The following is a 13,750-nucleotide window of genomic DNA, read 5'->3' on the forward strand; positions in this document are numbered from 1 at the left end:
TGCGCGTTTCGCGCTGTCGCCGCGTCCGCCGTCCTCGCCTCGGCGTCCGTCACCCCCTCGGCGACCTGTGCGACCAGGACGTCCAGGACGCGGCCGCCGAGTCGCGTGACGACGGCCGTGCGGCCCCCGCGCCCACCGCACGCGCACGCCCCGCCGGGCCCGTGTCACCGGCGGGGCGCGTTTCGCGTGCGGGTCGTCAGGTCTCGGATCCGCTCTCTCAGAGCTGCCAGGACGCGCCGGCCGTCGTCACTTCGCGTGCCGCCCTCGACGGCGTCCCGGCCGCCCCCGGGGTCATCTCCCGGCCGCCCGCCAGGAGCCCGCGCTCTGGTAGCCGTAGCCCTGCCGCCACTCGGCACGGAACGGCCCCGCCGCGGGCTCGGGCACCTGGGCCCGGGTCGACAGGCTCGCCAGGACCACGGCCAGGGCCGCCAGTTCCTCCTGGCCGACGTCACCGCGCTCGACCGCCCATCCCCCGCTCATACCGGCGGGTTCCCGTGCTTGCGGGCCGGCAGGACCTGCTGCTTCGAGCGCAGCATCTCCAGCGAGCGGGCCAGGGTGCGCCGGGTCCAGCGCGGGTCGATGACATCGTCGACCAGCCCGCGCTCCGCCGCGTAGTAGGGGTGCATCAGTTCCTCCCGGTACTCCTCGACCAGTTCGCGCCGGGTGCCCTCGGGGTCCGGCGACGCCGCGATCTGCCGGCGGAACACAACGTTCGCGGCGCCCTCCGCCCCCATCACCGCGATCTCGTTGATCGGCCAGGCGTAGGAGAGGTCGGCGCCGATGGACCGCGAGTCCATGACGATGTACGCGCCGCCGTACGCCTTGCGCACGATCACCTGGATGCGCGGCACGGTCGCGTTGCAGTACGCGTACAGCAGCTTCGCGCCGTGCCGGATGATGCCGTTGTGCTCCTGGTCCTTGCCGGGCAGGAAGCCCGGCACGTCGACCAGGGTGATCAGCGGGATGTTGAACGCGTCGCAGGTCTGTACGAACCTGGCCGCCTTTTCCGAGGCGTGGATGTCCAGCACGCCGGCCATCGAGGCCGGCTGGTTGGCGACGATGCCGACGACGTTGCCGCCGATCCGGGCCAGCGCGCACACCACGTTGGTCGCCCACCGCTCGTGCACCTCGAACAGATCGCCCTCGTCGACGATCTCCTCGATGACGGCCCGCATGTCGTACGCCTGGGTCGGGTCCGCCGGGACGAGGTCCACCAGGGCGTCGTTGGGCCGGTCGACCGGGTCGTCGCAGGGCCAGACCGGCGGCAGCTCACGGTTGTTCGACGGCAGCAGTGAGAGCAGGAACCTGACCTCCTCCAGGCACTCGTCCTCGTTGTCGTAGGCGAACGCCGCGACGCCCGAGGTCGCCGCGTGGGTGTCGGCGCCGCCGAGCACCTCCTGGGTGACCTGCTCACCGGTGACCGCGTGCACCACGTCGGGACCCGTGATGAACATCTGCGAGGTCCCGCGCACCATGAAGACGAAGTCGGTGAGCGCCGGCGAGTACGCCGCACCGCCCGCGCACGGGCCGAGCATCACGCTGATCTGCGGGATCACCCCGGAGGCCCGGGTGTTGCGGGAGAAGATCCCGCCGTAGCCGGCCAGCGCGGTGACGCCCTCCTGGATCCGGGCGCCCGCGCCGTCGTTGAGACTGACCAGCGGGGCGCCCGACGACTCGGCGAGGTCCATCAGCTTGTGGATCTTCTCGGCGTGGGCCTCGCCGAGCGCCCCGCCGAAGATCCGGAAGTCGTGCGCGTACGCGAAGACGGTGCGGCCGTGCACCTTTCCCCAGCCCGTCACCACTCCGTCGGTGTAGGGCTTGCGCGCCTCCAGGCCGAAGCCCGTCGCCCGGTGCCGGCGGAACGGCTCCACCTCGTTGAACGAGCCCTCGTCGAAGAGCAGTTCCAGCCGCTCGCGGGCGGTGAGCTTCCCGCGGTCGTGCTGGTTGCGGGTGGCCTGCTCACTCGGTCCCGCCTCGGCCTGCGCCTTGCGGCTCTCCAGTTCGGCGATCCGGCCGAGCATGTCCGCGGGCACGGCGGGACGGACGACGGGGGCCGGGTCCGGGTTCGGTGACGAGGGCGGCATGGTGACCGGTGGAGCACCGGTGATCTGTCGTTCCAGCTCGAAGATGCTCATGGTTTCCTTGTCGGTTCGCCGGACTGTGCCGATGGTTCAGTAGCGGTAGTGGTCCGCCTTGTACGGACCCTCGACCGGGACGCCGATGTAGGCGGCCTGCTCCGGGCGCAGCGTGGTGAGTCTGACGCCGAGGGCGTCGAGGTGGAGGCGGGCGACCTTCTCGTCCAGGTGCTTGGGAAGCACGTAGACGCCGGTGGGGTACTCGCTCTGCTTGGTGAACAGCTCGATCTGGGCCAGGGTCTGGTCCGCGAAGGAGTTGGACATGACGAACGAGGGGTGACCGGTGGCGTTGCCGAGGTTCAGCAGCCGGCCCTCGGACAGCATGATGAGGACCTTGCCGTCGGGGAACGTCCAGGTGTGGACCTGCGGCTTGACCTCGTCCTTGACGATGCCCGGGATGTTCGCCAGGCCCGCGATGTCGATCTCGTTGTCGAAGTGGCCGATGTTGCCGACGATCGCCTGGTGCTTCATCTTCGCCATGTCCTGGGACAGGATGATGTCCTTGTTCCCGGTGGTGGTGATGAAGATGTCGCCCTCGGCGACCACGTCCTCCAGCGTGGCGACCTGGTAGCCGTCCATCGCCGCCTGCAGGGCGCAGATCGGGTCGATCTCGGTGATGACGACCCGGGCGCCCTGGCCGCGCAGCGACTCCGCACAGCCCTTGCCGACGTCGCCGTACCCCAGAACGACGGCGACCTTGCCGCCGATGAGGACGTCGGTGGCGCGGTTGATGCCGTCGATGAGCGAGTGCCGGCAGCCGTACTTGTTGTCGAACTTGGACTTCGTCACCGCGTCGTTGACGTTGATGGCGGGGAACAGCAGCGCCCCGGCCTGGTGCATCTCGTAGAGGCGGTGGACGCCGGTGGTGGTCTCCTCGGTGACGCCGCGGATCTCCGAGGCGACCTGGGTCCACTTCTGGGCGTCCTCGCCGAGGGTGCGCTTGAGGAGCCTCAGGATGTAGCCGTACTCCTCGCTGTCCGCGGCGACCGGCTCCGGAACAGCGCCGGCCTTCTCGAACTCGACGCCCTTGTGTACGAGGAGCGTGGCGTCGCCGCCGTCGTCCAGGATCATGTTCGGGCCGCCGGTGGGGGTGTTCGGCCAGGTCAGCGCCTGCTCCGTGCACCACCAGTACTCTTCGAGGGACTCGCCCTTCCAGGCGAAGACCGGCACACCCTGCGGGTTCTCGGGGGTGCCGTTCGGGCCGACCGCGATGGCGGCCGCCGCGTGGTCCTGGGTCGAGAAGATGTTGCACGACGCCCAGCGGACGTCCGCGCCGAGCGCGACCAGGGTCTCGATGAGGACGGCGGTCTGGATCGTCATGTGCAGCGAGCCGGTGATCCGCGCGCCGGTCAGCGGCTGCGCGGCAGCGTACTCGGCACGGATCGACATCAGGCCGGGCATCTCGTGCTCGGCCATGATGATCTCCTTGCGGCCGAACACGGCGAGGGAGAGGTCCGCGACCTTGAAGTCAGCGGCGGTGAGGGACGGCATCTGCGCTCCTAATGTTCCGGTGGATCTCCAAGGCGGCCGTGGACCGATTCAGAGTGATGTAGTGAAGTCCCGGGGCGCCGGCGTCCAGCAGGCGCTGGGCCAGCCGCGTCGCGTGGTCCACCCCGATCCGGTGGGCGACGTCCGGGTCGTGCTCGACCGCGGCCAGCTGCGCGGCCAGGTCGTCGGGGAACGTCGCGTTGCTCAGTTCGGCGAAGCGCCGGATCTGCCGGACGTCGGTGGCGGGCATGATCTCCGGGATGATCGGCAGATCGCATCCCGCGGCCGCCACCCGGTCCCGGAGCCTGAAGTAGTCCTCGGCCCGGAAGAACATCTGGGTGATGGCGTAGTCGGCCCCGGCCCGCGCCTTGGCGACGAAGTACCGGACCTCGGACTCCCAGTTGGGTGAGCGGGGGTGCAGTTCGGGGAAGGCCGCGACGCCGATGCTGAAGTTCCCCGACCCCTTGACCAGCGCGACCAGTTCCCGGGCGTAGTTCAGCCCGTCCGGGTGCGGCACCCAGGCGCCGCGCGGGTCGCCCGGCGGGTCGCCGCGCAGCACCAGGACGTCCCGGACACCCGCGTCGGCGTACTGCCCGATGATGCGCCGCAGTTCACCGACCGAGTGCCCGACCGCGGTCAGATGGGCCACCGGGCGCAGACTGGTCTGCGCGGCGATCCGCTGGGTGACCGCGATGGTGCGGGTGCGGGACGAGCCGCCCGCGCCGTAGGTGACCGAGACGAAGGTGGGGGCGACGGCCTCGATCCGGCGGATGGTCTCCCACAGCGAGCGCTCGCCCGCGTCCGTCTTCGGCGGGAAGAACTCGAAGGAGAAGGACCGGGTTCCCGAGGCCAGGATCTCCCGCAGGGTGCTCATGAGGGGCCCCCATGTGCGTTGAAGTAGCTGGCCTCCGGATGGTGGATGACGATCGCGTCGGTGGACTGCTCGGGGTGCAGCTGGAACTCCTCGGAGAGGTTGACCCCGATGCGTTCCGGCTTGAGCAGGTCCATGATCTTGGCGCGGTCCTCCAGGTTCGGGCAGGCCGGGTAACCGAGGGAGTAGCGGCAGCCCTGGTACTCGGTGCGGAACATCGCGTCCAGGTTGTCCGGGTCGGCTGAGGCGATGCCCAGCTCGGACCTGACCCGTCCGTGCCAGTACTCCGCCAGCGCCTCGGTCAGCTGCACCGACAGCCCGTGCAGTTCCATGTAGTCGCGGTAGGCGTTCGCGGCAAAGATCTCGTTCGCCGCGACCGAGACCCGGTTGCCGACGGTGACGACCTGCATCTCGATGACGTCGATCTCGCCGGAGTCCTCCGGACGGAAGAAGTCCGCCAGGCACAGCCGGCGCCCGCGCCGCTGCCGGGGGAAGGTGAAGCGGGTGCGCTCGCCGCCGTCCTCGCCCAGGATGATCAGGTCGTCGCCCTTGGACACGCAGGGGAAGTAGCCGTAGACGATGGCCGCTTCGAGCATGTTCTCGGTGTGCAGCCGGTCCAGCCACATCCGCAGCCGCGGCCGGCCCTCGGTCTCGACGAGTTCCTCGTACGAAGGGCCGCTGCCGCGGGCCGACTTCAGACCCCACTGCCCCTTGAAGAGCGCCGCCTCGTCGACCCAGGCCGCGTAGTCCTTGAGCGGGGTCCCCTTGATGATGCGACTGCCCCAGAACGGCGGGGTGGGGACCGGGTTGTCGGTGACCACGTTCGACCGGACCGAACCGCGTTCCTCGTCCGGCTCGTCGACGACGATGGCCGGCCGGGCCGCGACGCGGCGCTGCTTGAGCTCGGGAAGGACGGCGCCGGGGACGCCGCGCTTGACGGCGATCAGCGCGTCCATCAGCCGCAGGCCCTCGAACGCGTCGCGGGCGTAGCGGACCTCGCCTTCGTAGATCTCGTGCAGGTCCTGCTCGACATAGGCGCGGGTCAGCGCCGCTCCACCCAGAATCACCGGATAGTCGGCGGCCATCTTGCGCTGGTTGAGCTCCTGCAGGTTCTCCTTCATGATCACGGTGGATTTCACCAGGAGACCCGACATCCCGATCACGTCGGCCTTGTGCTCGGTGGCCGCGTCCAGGATCGCCGCCACCGGCTGCTTGATCCCCAGGTTCACGACGTTGTAGCCGTTGTTCGACAGGATGATGTCGACGAGGTTCTTACCGATGTCATGGACGTCCCCGCGAACCGTGGCCAGCACGATCGTGCCCTTGCCCTCCGCGTCGGACTTCTCCATATGCGGTTCCAGATACGCCACCGCGGTCTTCATGACCTCGGCGGACTGCAGCACGAACGGCAGCTGCATCTGTCCGGAGCCGAACAGCTCACCGACGACCTTCATGCCTTCCAGCAGCGTGTCGTTGACGATCGCCAGCGCGGGGCGGGTCGTGAGCGCCTCGTCCAGGTCCCGGTCCAGGCCGTTCTTCTCACCGTCGATGATGCGGCGCTGCAGCCGCTCATCGAGCGGCAGCGCGGCCAGCTCTTCGGCGCGGCCGGCCTTCACCGACTTCATGTCGACGCCCTCGAACGCCGCCAGGAACGCCTGCAACGGGTCATAGCCCTCACGACGCCGGTCGTAGACCAGATCCAGGGCGATCTCCCGCTGCTCCTCGGGAATGCGGGCGATCGGCACGATCTTCGCGGCGTGCACGATCGCGGAGTCCAGCCCCGCCGCCACGCACTCGTTGAGGAACACGGAGTTCAGCACCACGCGGGCGGCGGGGTTGAGGCCGAAGGAGATGTTCGACAGCCCGAGGGTCGTCTGCACCAGGGGATGGCGGCGCTTCAGCTCCCTGATCGCCTCGATCGTGGCGATGCCGTCCTTCCGGGACTCCTCCTGACCGGTCGCAATAGTGAAGGTCAAGCAGTCCACCAGGATGTCGGACTCCTGAATGCCCCAGTTCCCCGTCAGGTCCTCGATCAGCCGCTCGGCGATGGCGACCTTGTGCTCCGGGGTACGGGCCTGGCCCTCCTCGTCGATCGTCAGCGCGATCAGCGCGGCACCGTGCTCCGAGGCCAGCGCCGTGACTTGCGCGAAACGTGACTCAGGTCCGTCACCGTCCTCATAGTTCACGGAGTTGATGACCGCCCGGCCACCCAGCTTCTCCAACCCCGCCCGCAACACCGGGACCTCGGTCGAGTCCAGCACGATGGGGAGGGTGGAAGCCGTCGCGAAACGGCCCGCGATCTCACTCATGTCGAGGGCCCCGTCGCGGCCGACGTAGTCCACGCACAGGTCCAGCAGATGCGCGCCCTCGCGGATCTGATCGCGGGCCATCTCCACGCAGTCGTCCCAGCGGCCCTCCAGCATCGCCTCACGGAACTTCTTCGACCCATTGGCGTTCGTCCGCTCACCGATCGCGAGATACGACGCATCCTGCTTGAACGACACCGTCTGGTAGAGCGACGCCGCACCCGGCTCCGGGCGCGGGCTGCGCGGGACCAGATCCAGGCCCCGCACCCGCTCCACGACCTGTCGCAGGTGCTCGGGGGTGGTGCCGCAGCAACCGCCCACCAGGGACAGCCCGTACTCACGCACGAACGTCTCGTGCGCGTCCGCCAGCTCCTCGGGCGACAGCGGGTAGTGCGCGCCGTCCTTGCCCAGCACCGGCAGCCCGGCGTTCGGCATGCACGAGACGGCGATACGGGCGTGCTGCGCCAGATAGCGCAGGTGCTCGCCCATCTCGGCAGGACCCGTCGCGCAGTTCAGGCCGATCATGTCGATACCGAGCGGCTCCAGCGCCGTCAGCGCCGCACCGATCTCGGACCCCAGCAGCATCGTGCCCGTCGTCTCGACGGTCACGTGCGTGATGATGGGGAGGTTGCTGCCCAGTTCCCGCATCGCGCGGTGCGCGCCGAGGATGGCGGCCTTGGTCTGGAGGAGATCCTGGGTGGTCTCCACCAGGATCGCGTCGGCGCCGCCCTCGATGAGGCCGGCGACGTTCGCCTGGTAGCCGTCCCGCAGCGCCACGTACGGCGCGTGGCCGAGCGTGGGCAGTTTGGTGCCGGGGCCGACGGAGCCGAGCACCCAGCGCGGCCGGTCCGGCGTGGCGAAACCGTCCGCCACCTCACGGGCCAACCGGGCTCCCGTCAGGGACAGTTCGTGGATCCGCTCAGGGATGTCGTACTCCCCCAGCGCCGCCAGGTTCGCCCCGAAGGTGTTGGTCTCGACGCAGTCCACACCCGCAGCGAAGTACTCCTCGTGCACCGACCGGACGATGTCCGGCCGGGTGACGTTCAGAACCTCGTTGCACCCTTCCAGGTTCTCGAAGTCGTCCAGCGACGGATCCTGCGCCTGCAGCATCGTGCCCATCGCACCGTCCGCGACCACCACCCGCGTCGCGAACGCCGCCCGGAGGGCGTCGGCCCGGGAGGTCCCGCTCATGACACGGCCGCCAGATTCGGTTCGATCTCGGCGGCGACGACTCCGCCGTGGGCGCTGTCGATCCGGCCGAGCAGGTCGGCGGCCGAGAGCACGTACTCCTGGGGGCCGACGGACTCGAGGACGACGGTGGCGAGGGTGCAGCCGAGCTGGGCGGACCGTTCGGCGGTCCACTTCCAGGCGGCGCCGGCCAGGAATCCGGCGCGGAACCCGTCACCGACCCCGGTGGGGTCGGCCGGCGTGTCGGTGAGCACGGCGGGGACCCGGATGACGGGCTCGCCGGTGCGCTCGATGCGGACGCCGTCAGCGCCGAGGGTGGTCACCCAGGTGCCGACCCGGTCGAGCACCTGGGCGGCCGTCCAGCCGCTGTGCTCCTGGAGGAGCGAGGCCTCGTACTCGTTGGTGAACAGGTACTGGGCGCCGGTCACGAGTTGCCGCACCGACGGTCCGTCCAGGGTGGCGAGCTGCTGCGAGGGGTCCGCGGCGAACGGGATCCCCAGGCAGCGGCACTCCTGGGTGTGCCGGAGCATCGCGTCGGGGTCGTTGGCCCCGACGACGACCAGGTCGATGCTGCCGGTGCGGGCCACGATGGGGCCGAGTTCGATCTCCCGGGCCTCGGACATGGCGCCCGGGTAGAACGTGGCGATCTGGTTCTGGTCGGCGTCGGTGGTGCAGACGAAGCGCGCGGTGTGCCGGGTTTCGCTGACCCGCACCGGGGACGTGTCGACGCCGTTCTTCTCCAGCCACTGCCCGTACTCGGCGAAGTCGGTACCGGCCGCCCCGACGAGCAGCGGCCGGATGCCGAGCCGCCCCAGCCCGATGGCGATGTTGGCCGCCACCCCGCCGCGCCGGACCACCAGGTCGTCGGCGAGGAAGGAGAGGGAGACCTTGTCGAGCCGGTCGGCGAGCAGCTGCTCGCTGAAGCGGCCCGGGAAGTTCATGAGATGGTCGGTCGCGATCGAACCGGTGACGGCGATCTGCACAGCGCTCTCTCCTTCGGTCAGCCCCGCACGGTGGCGAGCAGCTTTTCGACCCGGTCGGTGCGCTCCCAGGTGAGGTCCGGCAGCTCGCGGCCGAAGTGGCCGTAGGCGGCGGTCTGCGCGTAGATGGGCCGCAGCAGGTCGAGGTCGCGGATGATGGCGGCCGGGCGGAGGTCGAAGACGCTCCGGACGGCGTCCTGGATCTGTTCGACCGGGACGGACTCGGTGCCGAAGGTCTCGACGAACAGCCCGACCGGGGCGGCCTTGCCGATGGCGTACGCGACCTGGACCTCGCAGCGGCGGGCGAGCCCTGCGGCGACGACGTTCTTGGCGACCCAGCGCATCGCGTAGGCGGCCGAACGGTCCACCTTGGACGGGTCCTTGCCGGAGAACGCACCGCCACCGTGCCGGGCCATCCCGCCGTACGTGTCGACGATGATCTTCCGGCCGGTCAGCCCGGCGTCACCCATCGGACCGCCCACCTCGAACCGCCCGGTCGGGTTGACGAGCAACCGGTAGCCCTCCGTGGAGAGTTCGATGCCGGCGTCGGCGAGGGCCGCCAGCTCGGGCTCCACGACGAACTCGCGGATGTCCGGGGCGAGCAGGGAGTCCAGGTCGATGTCGGAGGCGTGCTGGGAGGAGACCACCAGGGTGTCGAGCCGCACCGCCTGGTCGCCCTCGTACTCGACGGTTACCTGGGTCTTGCCGTCCGGGCGCAGATAGGCGAGGGAGCCGTCCTTGCGGACCTGCGTCAGCCGGTGGGCGAGGCGGTGGGCCAGGGCGATCGGCAGCGGCATCAGCTCGGGCGTGTCATCGCACGCGTACCCGAACATCAGGCCCTGGTCGCCGGCGCCCTGACGGTCGAGGTCGTCCTCGCCGCCCTCCACCCGCGACTCGTACGCCGCGTCGACGCCCTGCGCGATGTCCGGGGACTGCGCGCCGATCGAGACCGACACACCGCACGACGCGCCGTCGAACCCCTTCGCGGACGAGTCGTACCCGATGTCCAGCACCGTCTGCCGCACGATCGCCGGAATATCGGCGTACGCGGACGTGGTGACCTCGCCGGCGATGTGCACCTGGCCGGTCGTGATCAGGGTTTCGACAGCGACCCGGGATGTCGGGTCCTGTCGCAGCAGCGCGTCCAGGATGGAGTCGCTGATCCGGTCGGCGATCTTGTCGGGGTGGCCCTCGGTCACGGACTCCGAGGTGAACAGTCGGCGGGACACGGTTCCTCCAGTTGGTCGGCGACCTCGGCCCATGCTGCGAGCTGTGCCTGCAAGGCGGCTCAAGACGGGGTCGACGCGGTCGGTGCGTCAGGTCCTGGTGTGCTCGATGAGGATGGCGGCGTCCTTGTCCCCGTCGCCCGCCTCGATGACCTCGGCGAACCGGGCGCGGACCATGTCGAGGACGGGGAGCAGGATGCCGGCCTCCTGGGCCGCCTTGTTGGCGAGCCGCAGGTCCTTCTCCATGAGCGAGGCACGGAAGAAGGCCGGTTCGTAGTTGCCCTTGAGCATGAGTTCGGCCCGGAAGCGCATCACCATCGAGCTGAACCCGCTGCCCGCGATGGACTGGATCAGCAGGTCACGGTCGAGGCCGGCGGCCACCCCGTAGGAGACGCCTTCGGCGAGTGCCGCGATCTGCGCGCCGAGCAGCAGGTTGAAGATCAGTTTGATGGTGCTCGCCATGCCCGGGTCCCCGGCCATGATCACTTCCGAGCTGATGACGTCCAGGACGTCGCGTACCTCGGCGATGTCCTCCTCCGCCCCCGAGACGAACACCCGCAGCTCACCCTTGTGAGCCTGGAACGGGTTGCCGACCACACACGCCTCCACCCGGCGCAGGCCCAGTTCCGCGAGGCGTTCCGCGGAGTCCCTGGCGTACCGGGGGGAGACGGTGGAGGTGTCGATCACGATGCTGCCGCGGTCCAGAACCGGCGCCACCTGGTCGAAGAGGATCTGTTCGACGGCGTGCTCGTCGCTGAGGCTGAGCAGGACGACGCGCTGCCCGGCAGCCGCCTCCTGGGGGGTCGGGGCGTTCCAGGCGCCCTGTGCCACCAGCGCCTCGGCCTTCTGCGCGGTGCGGTTGTACACGGTGAGCGCGTACCCGGCCTTGAGCAGGGTGTGTGCCATCCCTCTGCCCATGTTGCCCAGTCCGATGAAGGTGAGCTCCTTCGCGTCCATGCCACTCCTCGTTCGACGGGTCAGGCGGTCGCTGCGGCGGCGCCCACACCGCCGAGGTCGTACACGATCTGGGTGAGGATCATCTGGCCTCCGGTGCGGAAGGGCTTCAGCCGCCGCCGGTGCTCGACATGCGCTTCGCTCCGCTCGAACTCGCGGAAGCTGGGTTCGTCGCGCCAGTCGGTGATCACGTAGTAGACGCTCTCCTCCTCGACGCTGCGTACGAGCACCTGGCCGAGGTTGGTGGGCTCCAGCGCGATGAGCCGGCCCACCTCCAGCCAGGTGTGCTCGAAGCTGACGTGCGAGCCGGGGTGGATCTCCATCCGGAGGATCACCCTGAAGGGCGGGGCGCTGTGGGATCCCCTGCCGTTGCTGCCGTTCATGTCACCGCCTAGTCCCGATGCCAGCCGCCGAATCCCGTCCGGCGGTCGGCGGAACGCTGGCAGGGCCCGATCGAGGACAGCTCAAGAAGTTCCTCCAGCGGTGCACGAGCGCCCGGCCCGACCCTGCCGGGGTCAGTGCCGCCAGCAGGGGAAGGTGCCGGAAGCCATGCGGACAACTCGCTCACCCATGCACGTCCTTGTCATCGGCGGCGGCATCGGCGGCCTCTGCCTCGCCCAGGGGCTGCACCGGGCCGGGATCGCCGTCACGGTGTACGAACGCGACGAGTCGGCGGAGGGCCGGCGGCAGGGCTACCGGCTGCGGATCAGCCCGGAGGGCGAGTACGCGCTGCGCGAGTGCCTGCCGCCGGCGCTGGTGGAGCTGCTGGTCGCCACGTCCAACGAGCGGGACGACGCCGGCCTGGTGGCGTACGACGAGCACCTCGTCCAGCAGTGGGCGCCGGCCTTCGAGGATCCGCGCGGGAACGCGCCGGACAAGATCGACGCCGTCGACCGGGTGACCCTGCGGCGGATCCTGCTAGCGGGCCTGGGCGACGTGGTCCGCTTCGGCAAGACCTTCGAACGCTATGAGCGGACGGCCGACGGCCGGGTCGTCGCGCACTTCGAGGACGGTTCCACCGCCGAGGGCGACGTGCTGGTGGCGGCGGACGGCACCAACTCCCGGATCCGCGCCCAGGCCAGGCCCTGGGACGTGCCCAGGGATCTGGGAGTGCGGACGGTCTTCTCCCGGATCCCGCGGGCCTCGGCCGTCGACGGCGGCATGCCGGAGGTGCTGCGCGACCGGTTCAGCTATGTGATCGGGAGCGACGGCCACCACATCGGACTGATGCCGATGACGTTCCGCAACCGGCCCACCGAGGCCGCGGCCCGGCTGTGGCCGGACGCGGAGCTGGTCGACCTCGACGACTACTACATGTCGGTCTTCAATGTGCACGGTGAGGACCTGGGCATGACGGACGAGGCGTTCTTCGCGCTGAGCGGTGAGGAATTGTGCGCGCTCGTCGTCGAGCGGACCAGCGCCTGGCACCCGGACCTGCGCGGGATCTTCCGGCACGCCGAGCCGGCGGTCACCTTCGCGGTGGCGCTGCGGGCCACGGATCCGGTCGAGGCGTGGGAGGACGGCCCGGTGGTACCGCTGGGGGACGCCGTGCACACGATGCCGCCCTCGGGCGGTGTGGGGGCCAACACGGCGGTGCGGGACGCCGCCGCGCTCACCCGGGCGCTGGTGGCCGTCGAACGCGGCGAGCGGGAGCGGACCGAGGCCTTCGCGGAGTACCAGAAGGCGATGGTCGAGTACGCGACCGAAGGTGTTCAGATGTCGCTGAAGATCGCCCAGTGGTCGATCAAGAAGGTGCAGGACGCGTAGCGGAGGACGCACAGCGGTCAGCCCCCGGACGATCCGTCCGGGGGCTGCTCACTGGGGGGAGTACGGGTCCGGGGTCAGCGGCCGCCCGCGGTGTGCACGATTTCACCGTTGACGTTGCCGTTGGCCTCGGAGCAGAGGAAGACGATGACCCGCGCCACGTCCTCGGGGGTGCTCAGCCGGCCGCTGGGCGTCTCCGAGCCGCTGTGCGCGACGATGGCCGGGTCGACGTTCTGCAGGCTCTCGGTGAGGGTGCCGCCCGGGGAGACGACGTTGACCAGGATGCCGTCCCTGGTCCACATCAGGCCGCGCGCGAACCCGTGCAGCGCCGCCTTCGCGGCCCCGTAGATCTCCGACCCCGGGCTGCCGTGCTCCGCCGTGACGGAGGACAGCAGGACGACCCGTCCCCAGCGCCGCTCCCGCATCCCGCGCAGCGCGTGCCGGACCACGAGCATGTGGCCCTCCACGTTGTCGCGCAGCAGCGGGAACCAGTCCTCGGTGGGCAGTTCCTCGAAGCGCGGCAGCTGGTCGGGGTCGACCCAGAGGAACGACTGGGCGTTGGCGACCACGATGTCGACACCGCCCCACGCCTCCTCCACCCCGCGGACCGCCGCCTCGATGGACGCCGGGTCACCGAGGGCGCAGTGGGCGGCGCGGGCGCGGTCCGGGCCGCCCAGTTCCTTGACGACCTCTTCCGCCTCGTCGGCGGCCGAGTGGTAGGTGATCGCGACGCGGGCGCCCTCCTCGGCGAACACCCGTGCCGTGGCCCGGCCGATACCCCGGGTGGCACCGGTGATGAGGACACGTTTGTCCCTGAGTCCGAGATCCACGCCTGCTC

Annotated in this window: 11 protein-coding genes; 1 reads left to right on the forward strand and 10 read right to left on the reverse strand. The window is 70.1% G+C overall.

The window, feature by feature from the left end; genetic code table 11:
• Positions 1-291 precede the first annotated feature (291 nt).
• From LNW73_RS00785 to LNW73_RS00825, 9 genes are all read right to left on the reverse strand, one after another.
• A complete protein-coding gene (locus tag LNW73_RS00785; protein WP_250979242.1) occupies positions 292-480 on the reverse strand; it encodes an acyl-CoA carboxylase epsilon subunit in 189 nt (62 codons plus the stop codon).
• On the reverse strand, positions 477-2,021 hold the full coding sequence (locus LNW73_RS00790) for an acyl-CoA carboxylase subunit beta (RefSeq protein ID WP_250992763.1): 1,545 nt from the start codon (positions 2,019-2,021) through the stop codon (positions 477-479). Before LNW73_RS00790 ends, LNW73_RS00785 begins: the two co-directional genes overlap by 4 nt.
• A gap of 150 nt (positions 2,022-2,171) precedes the next feature.
• On the reverse strand, positions 2,172-3,626 hold the full coding sequence (gene ahcY / locus LNW73_RS00795) for an adenosylhomocysteinase (RefSeq protein ID WP_250988440.1): 1,455 nt from the start codon (positions 3,624-3,626) through the stop codon (positions 2,172-2,174).
• Positions 3,604-4,497: a methylenetetrahydrofolate reductase [NAD(P)H] gene (gene metF, locus LNW73_RS00800; RefSeq protein WP_250988441.1), complete on the reverse strand. Its 894-nt coding sequence runs from the start codon at positions 4,495-4,497 to the stop codon at positions 3,604-3,606. Before metF ends, ahcY begins: the two co-directional genes overlap by 23 nt.
• Positions 4,494-7,991 carry a methionine synthase gene (metH, locus tag LNW73_RS00805; protein ID WP_250988442.1) on the reverse strand — a complete coding sequence of 1,166 codons (3,498 nt, stop codon included), beginning with the start codon at positions 7,989-7,991 and terminating at the stop codon, positions 4,494-4,496. Before metH ends, metF begins: the two co-directional genes overlap by 4 nt.
• Positions 7,988-8,971, reverse strand: coding sequence for a carbohydrate kinase family protein (locus LNW73_RS00810; RefSeq protein WP_250988443.1), 984 nt, complete (start codon positions 8,969-8,971; stop codon positions 7,988-7,990). Before LNW73_RS00810 ends, metH begins: the two co-directional genes overlap by 4 nt.
• A gap of 17 nt (positions 8,972-8,988) precedes the next feature.
• Positions 8,989-10,197: a methionine adenosyltransferase gene (gene metK / locus LNW73_RS00815; protein WP_250979237.1), complete on the reverse strand. Its 1,209-nt coding sequence runs from the start codon at positions 10,195-10,197 to the stop codon at positions 8,989-8,991.
• Between the two features lie 87 nt (positions 10,198-10,284).
• Positions 10,285-11,151: an NAD(P)-dependent oxidoreductase gene (locus LNW73_RS00820; protein WP_250979236.1), complete on the reverse strand. Its 867-nt coding sequence runs from the start codon at positions 11,149-11,151 to the stop codon at positions 10,285-10,287.
• Between the two features lie 20 nt (positions 11,152-11,171).
• On the reverse strand, positions 11,172-11,531 hold the full coding sequence (locus tag LNW73_RS00825) for an antibiotic biosynthesis monooxygenase family protein (protein ID WP_250979235.1): 360 nt from the start codon (positions 11,529-11,531) through the stop codon (positions 11,172-11,174).
• Positions 11,532-11,697: 166 nt separating this feature from the next.
• Here LNW73_RS00825 and LNW73_RS00830 point away from each other — a divergent pair, with 166 nt between their 5' ends.
• Positions 11,698-12,915, forward strand: a complete 1,218-nt coding sequence (locus tag LNW73_RS00830; protein WP_250979234.1) for an FAD-dependent oxidoreductase — start codon at positions 11,698-11,700, stop codon at positions 12,913-12,915.
• A gap of 74 nt (positions 12,916-12,989) precedes the next feature.
• On the opposite strand, the gene LNW73_RS00835 is transcribed toward LNW73_RS00830, so the two are convergent.
• Positions 12,990-13,742 carry an SDR family NAD(P)-dependent oxidoreductase gene (locus LNW73_RS00835; RefSeq protein WP_250979233.1) on the reverse strand — a complete coding sequence of 251 codons (753 nt, stop codon included), beginning with the start codon at positions 13,740-13,742 and terminating at the stop codon, positions 12,990-12,992.
• Positions 13,743-13,750: the final 8 nt, after the last annotated feature.

The organism is Streptomyces sp. RKAG337, assembly GCF_023701715.1.
In the GTDB taxonomy this organism is placed as follows: domain Bacteria; phylum Actinomycetota; class Actinomycetes; order Streptomycetales; family Streptomycetaceae; genus Actinacidiphila.

Bases quoted from the DNA above. Each gene is read 5' to 3' on its own strand.
- LNW73_RS00785 (WP_250979242.1), bottom strand. From the start codon at position 480: ATGAGCGGGGGATGGGCGGTCGAGCGCGGTGACGTCGGCCAGGAGGAA.
- LNW73_RS00790 (WP_250992763.1), bottom strand. From the start codon at position 2,021: ATGCTCGGCCGGATCGCCGAACTGGAGAGCCGCAAGGCGCAGGCCGAG.
- ahcY (WP_250988440.1), bottom strand. From the start codon at position 3,626: ATGCCGTCCCTCACCGCCGCTGACTTCAAGGTCGCGGACCTCTCCCTC.
- metF (WP_250988441.1), bottom strand. From the start codon at position 4,497: ATGAGCACCCTGCGGGAGATCCTGGCCTCGGGAACCCGGTCCTTCTCC.
- metH (WP_250988442.1), bottom strand. From the start codon at position 7,991: ATGAGCGGGACCTCCCGGGCCGACGCCCTCCGGGCGGCGTTCGCGACG.
- LNW73_RS00820 (WP_250979236.1), bottom strand. From the start codon at position 11,151: ATGGACGCGAAGGAGCTCACCTTCATCGGACTGGGCAACATGGGCAGA.
- LNW73_RS00825 (WP_250979235.1), bottom strand. From the start codon at position 11,531: ATGAACGGCAGCAACGGCAGGGGATCCCACAGCGCCCCGCCCTTCAGG.
- LNW73_RS00830 (WP_250979234.1), top strand. From the start codon at position 11,698: ATGCGGACAACTCGCTCACCCATGCACGTCCTTGTCATCGGCGGCGGC.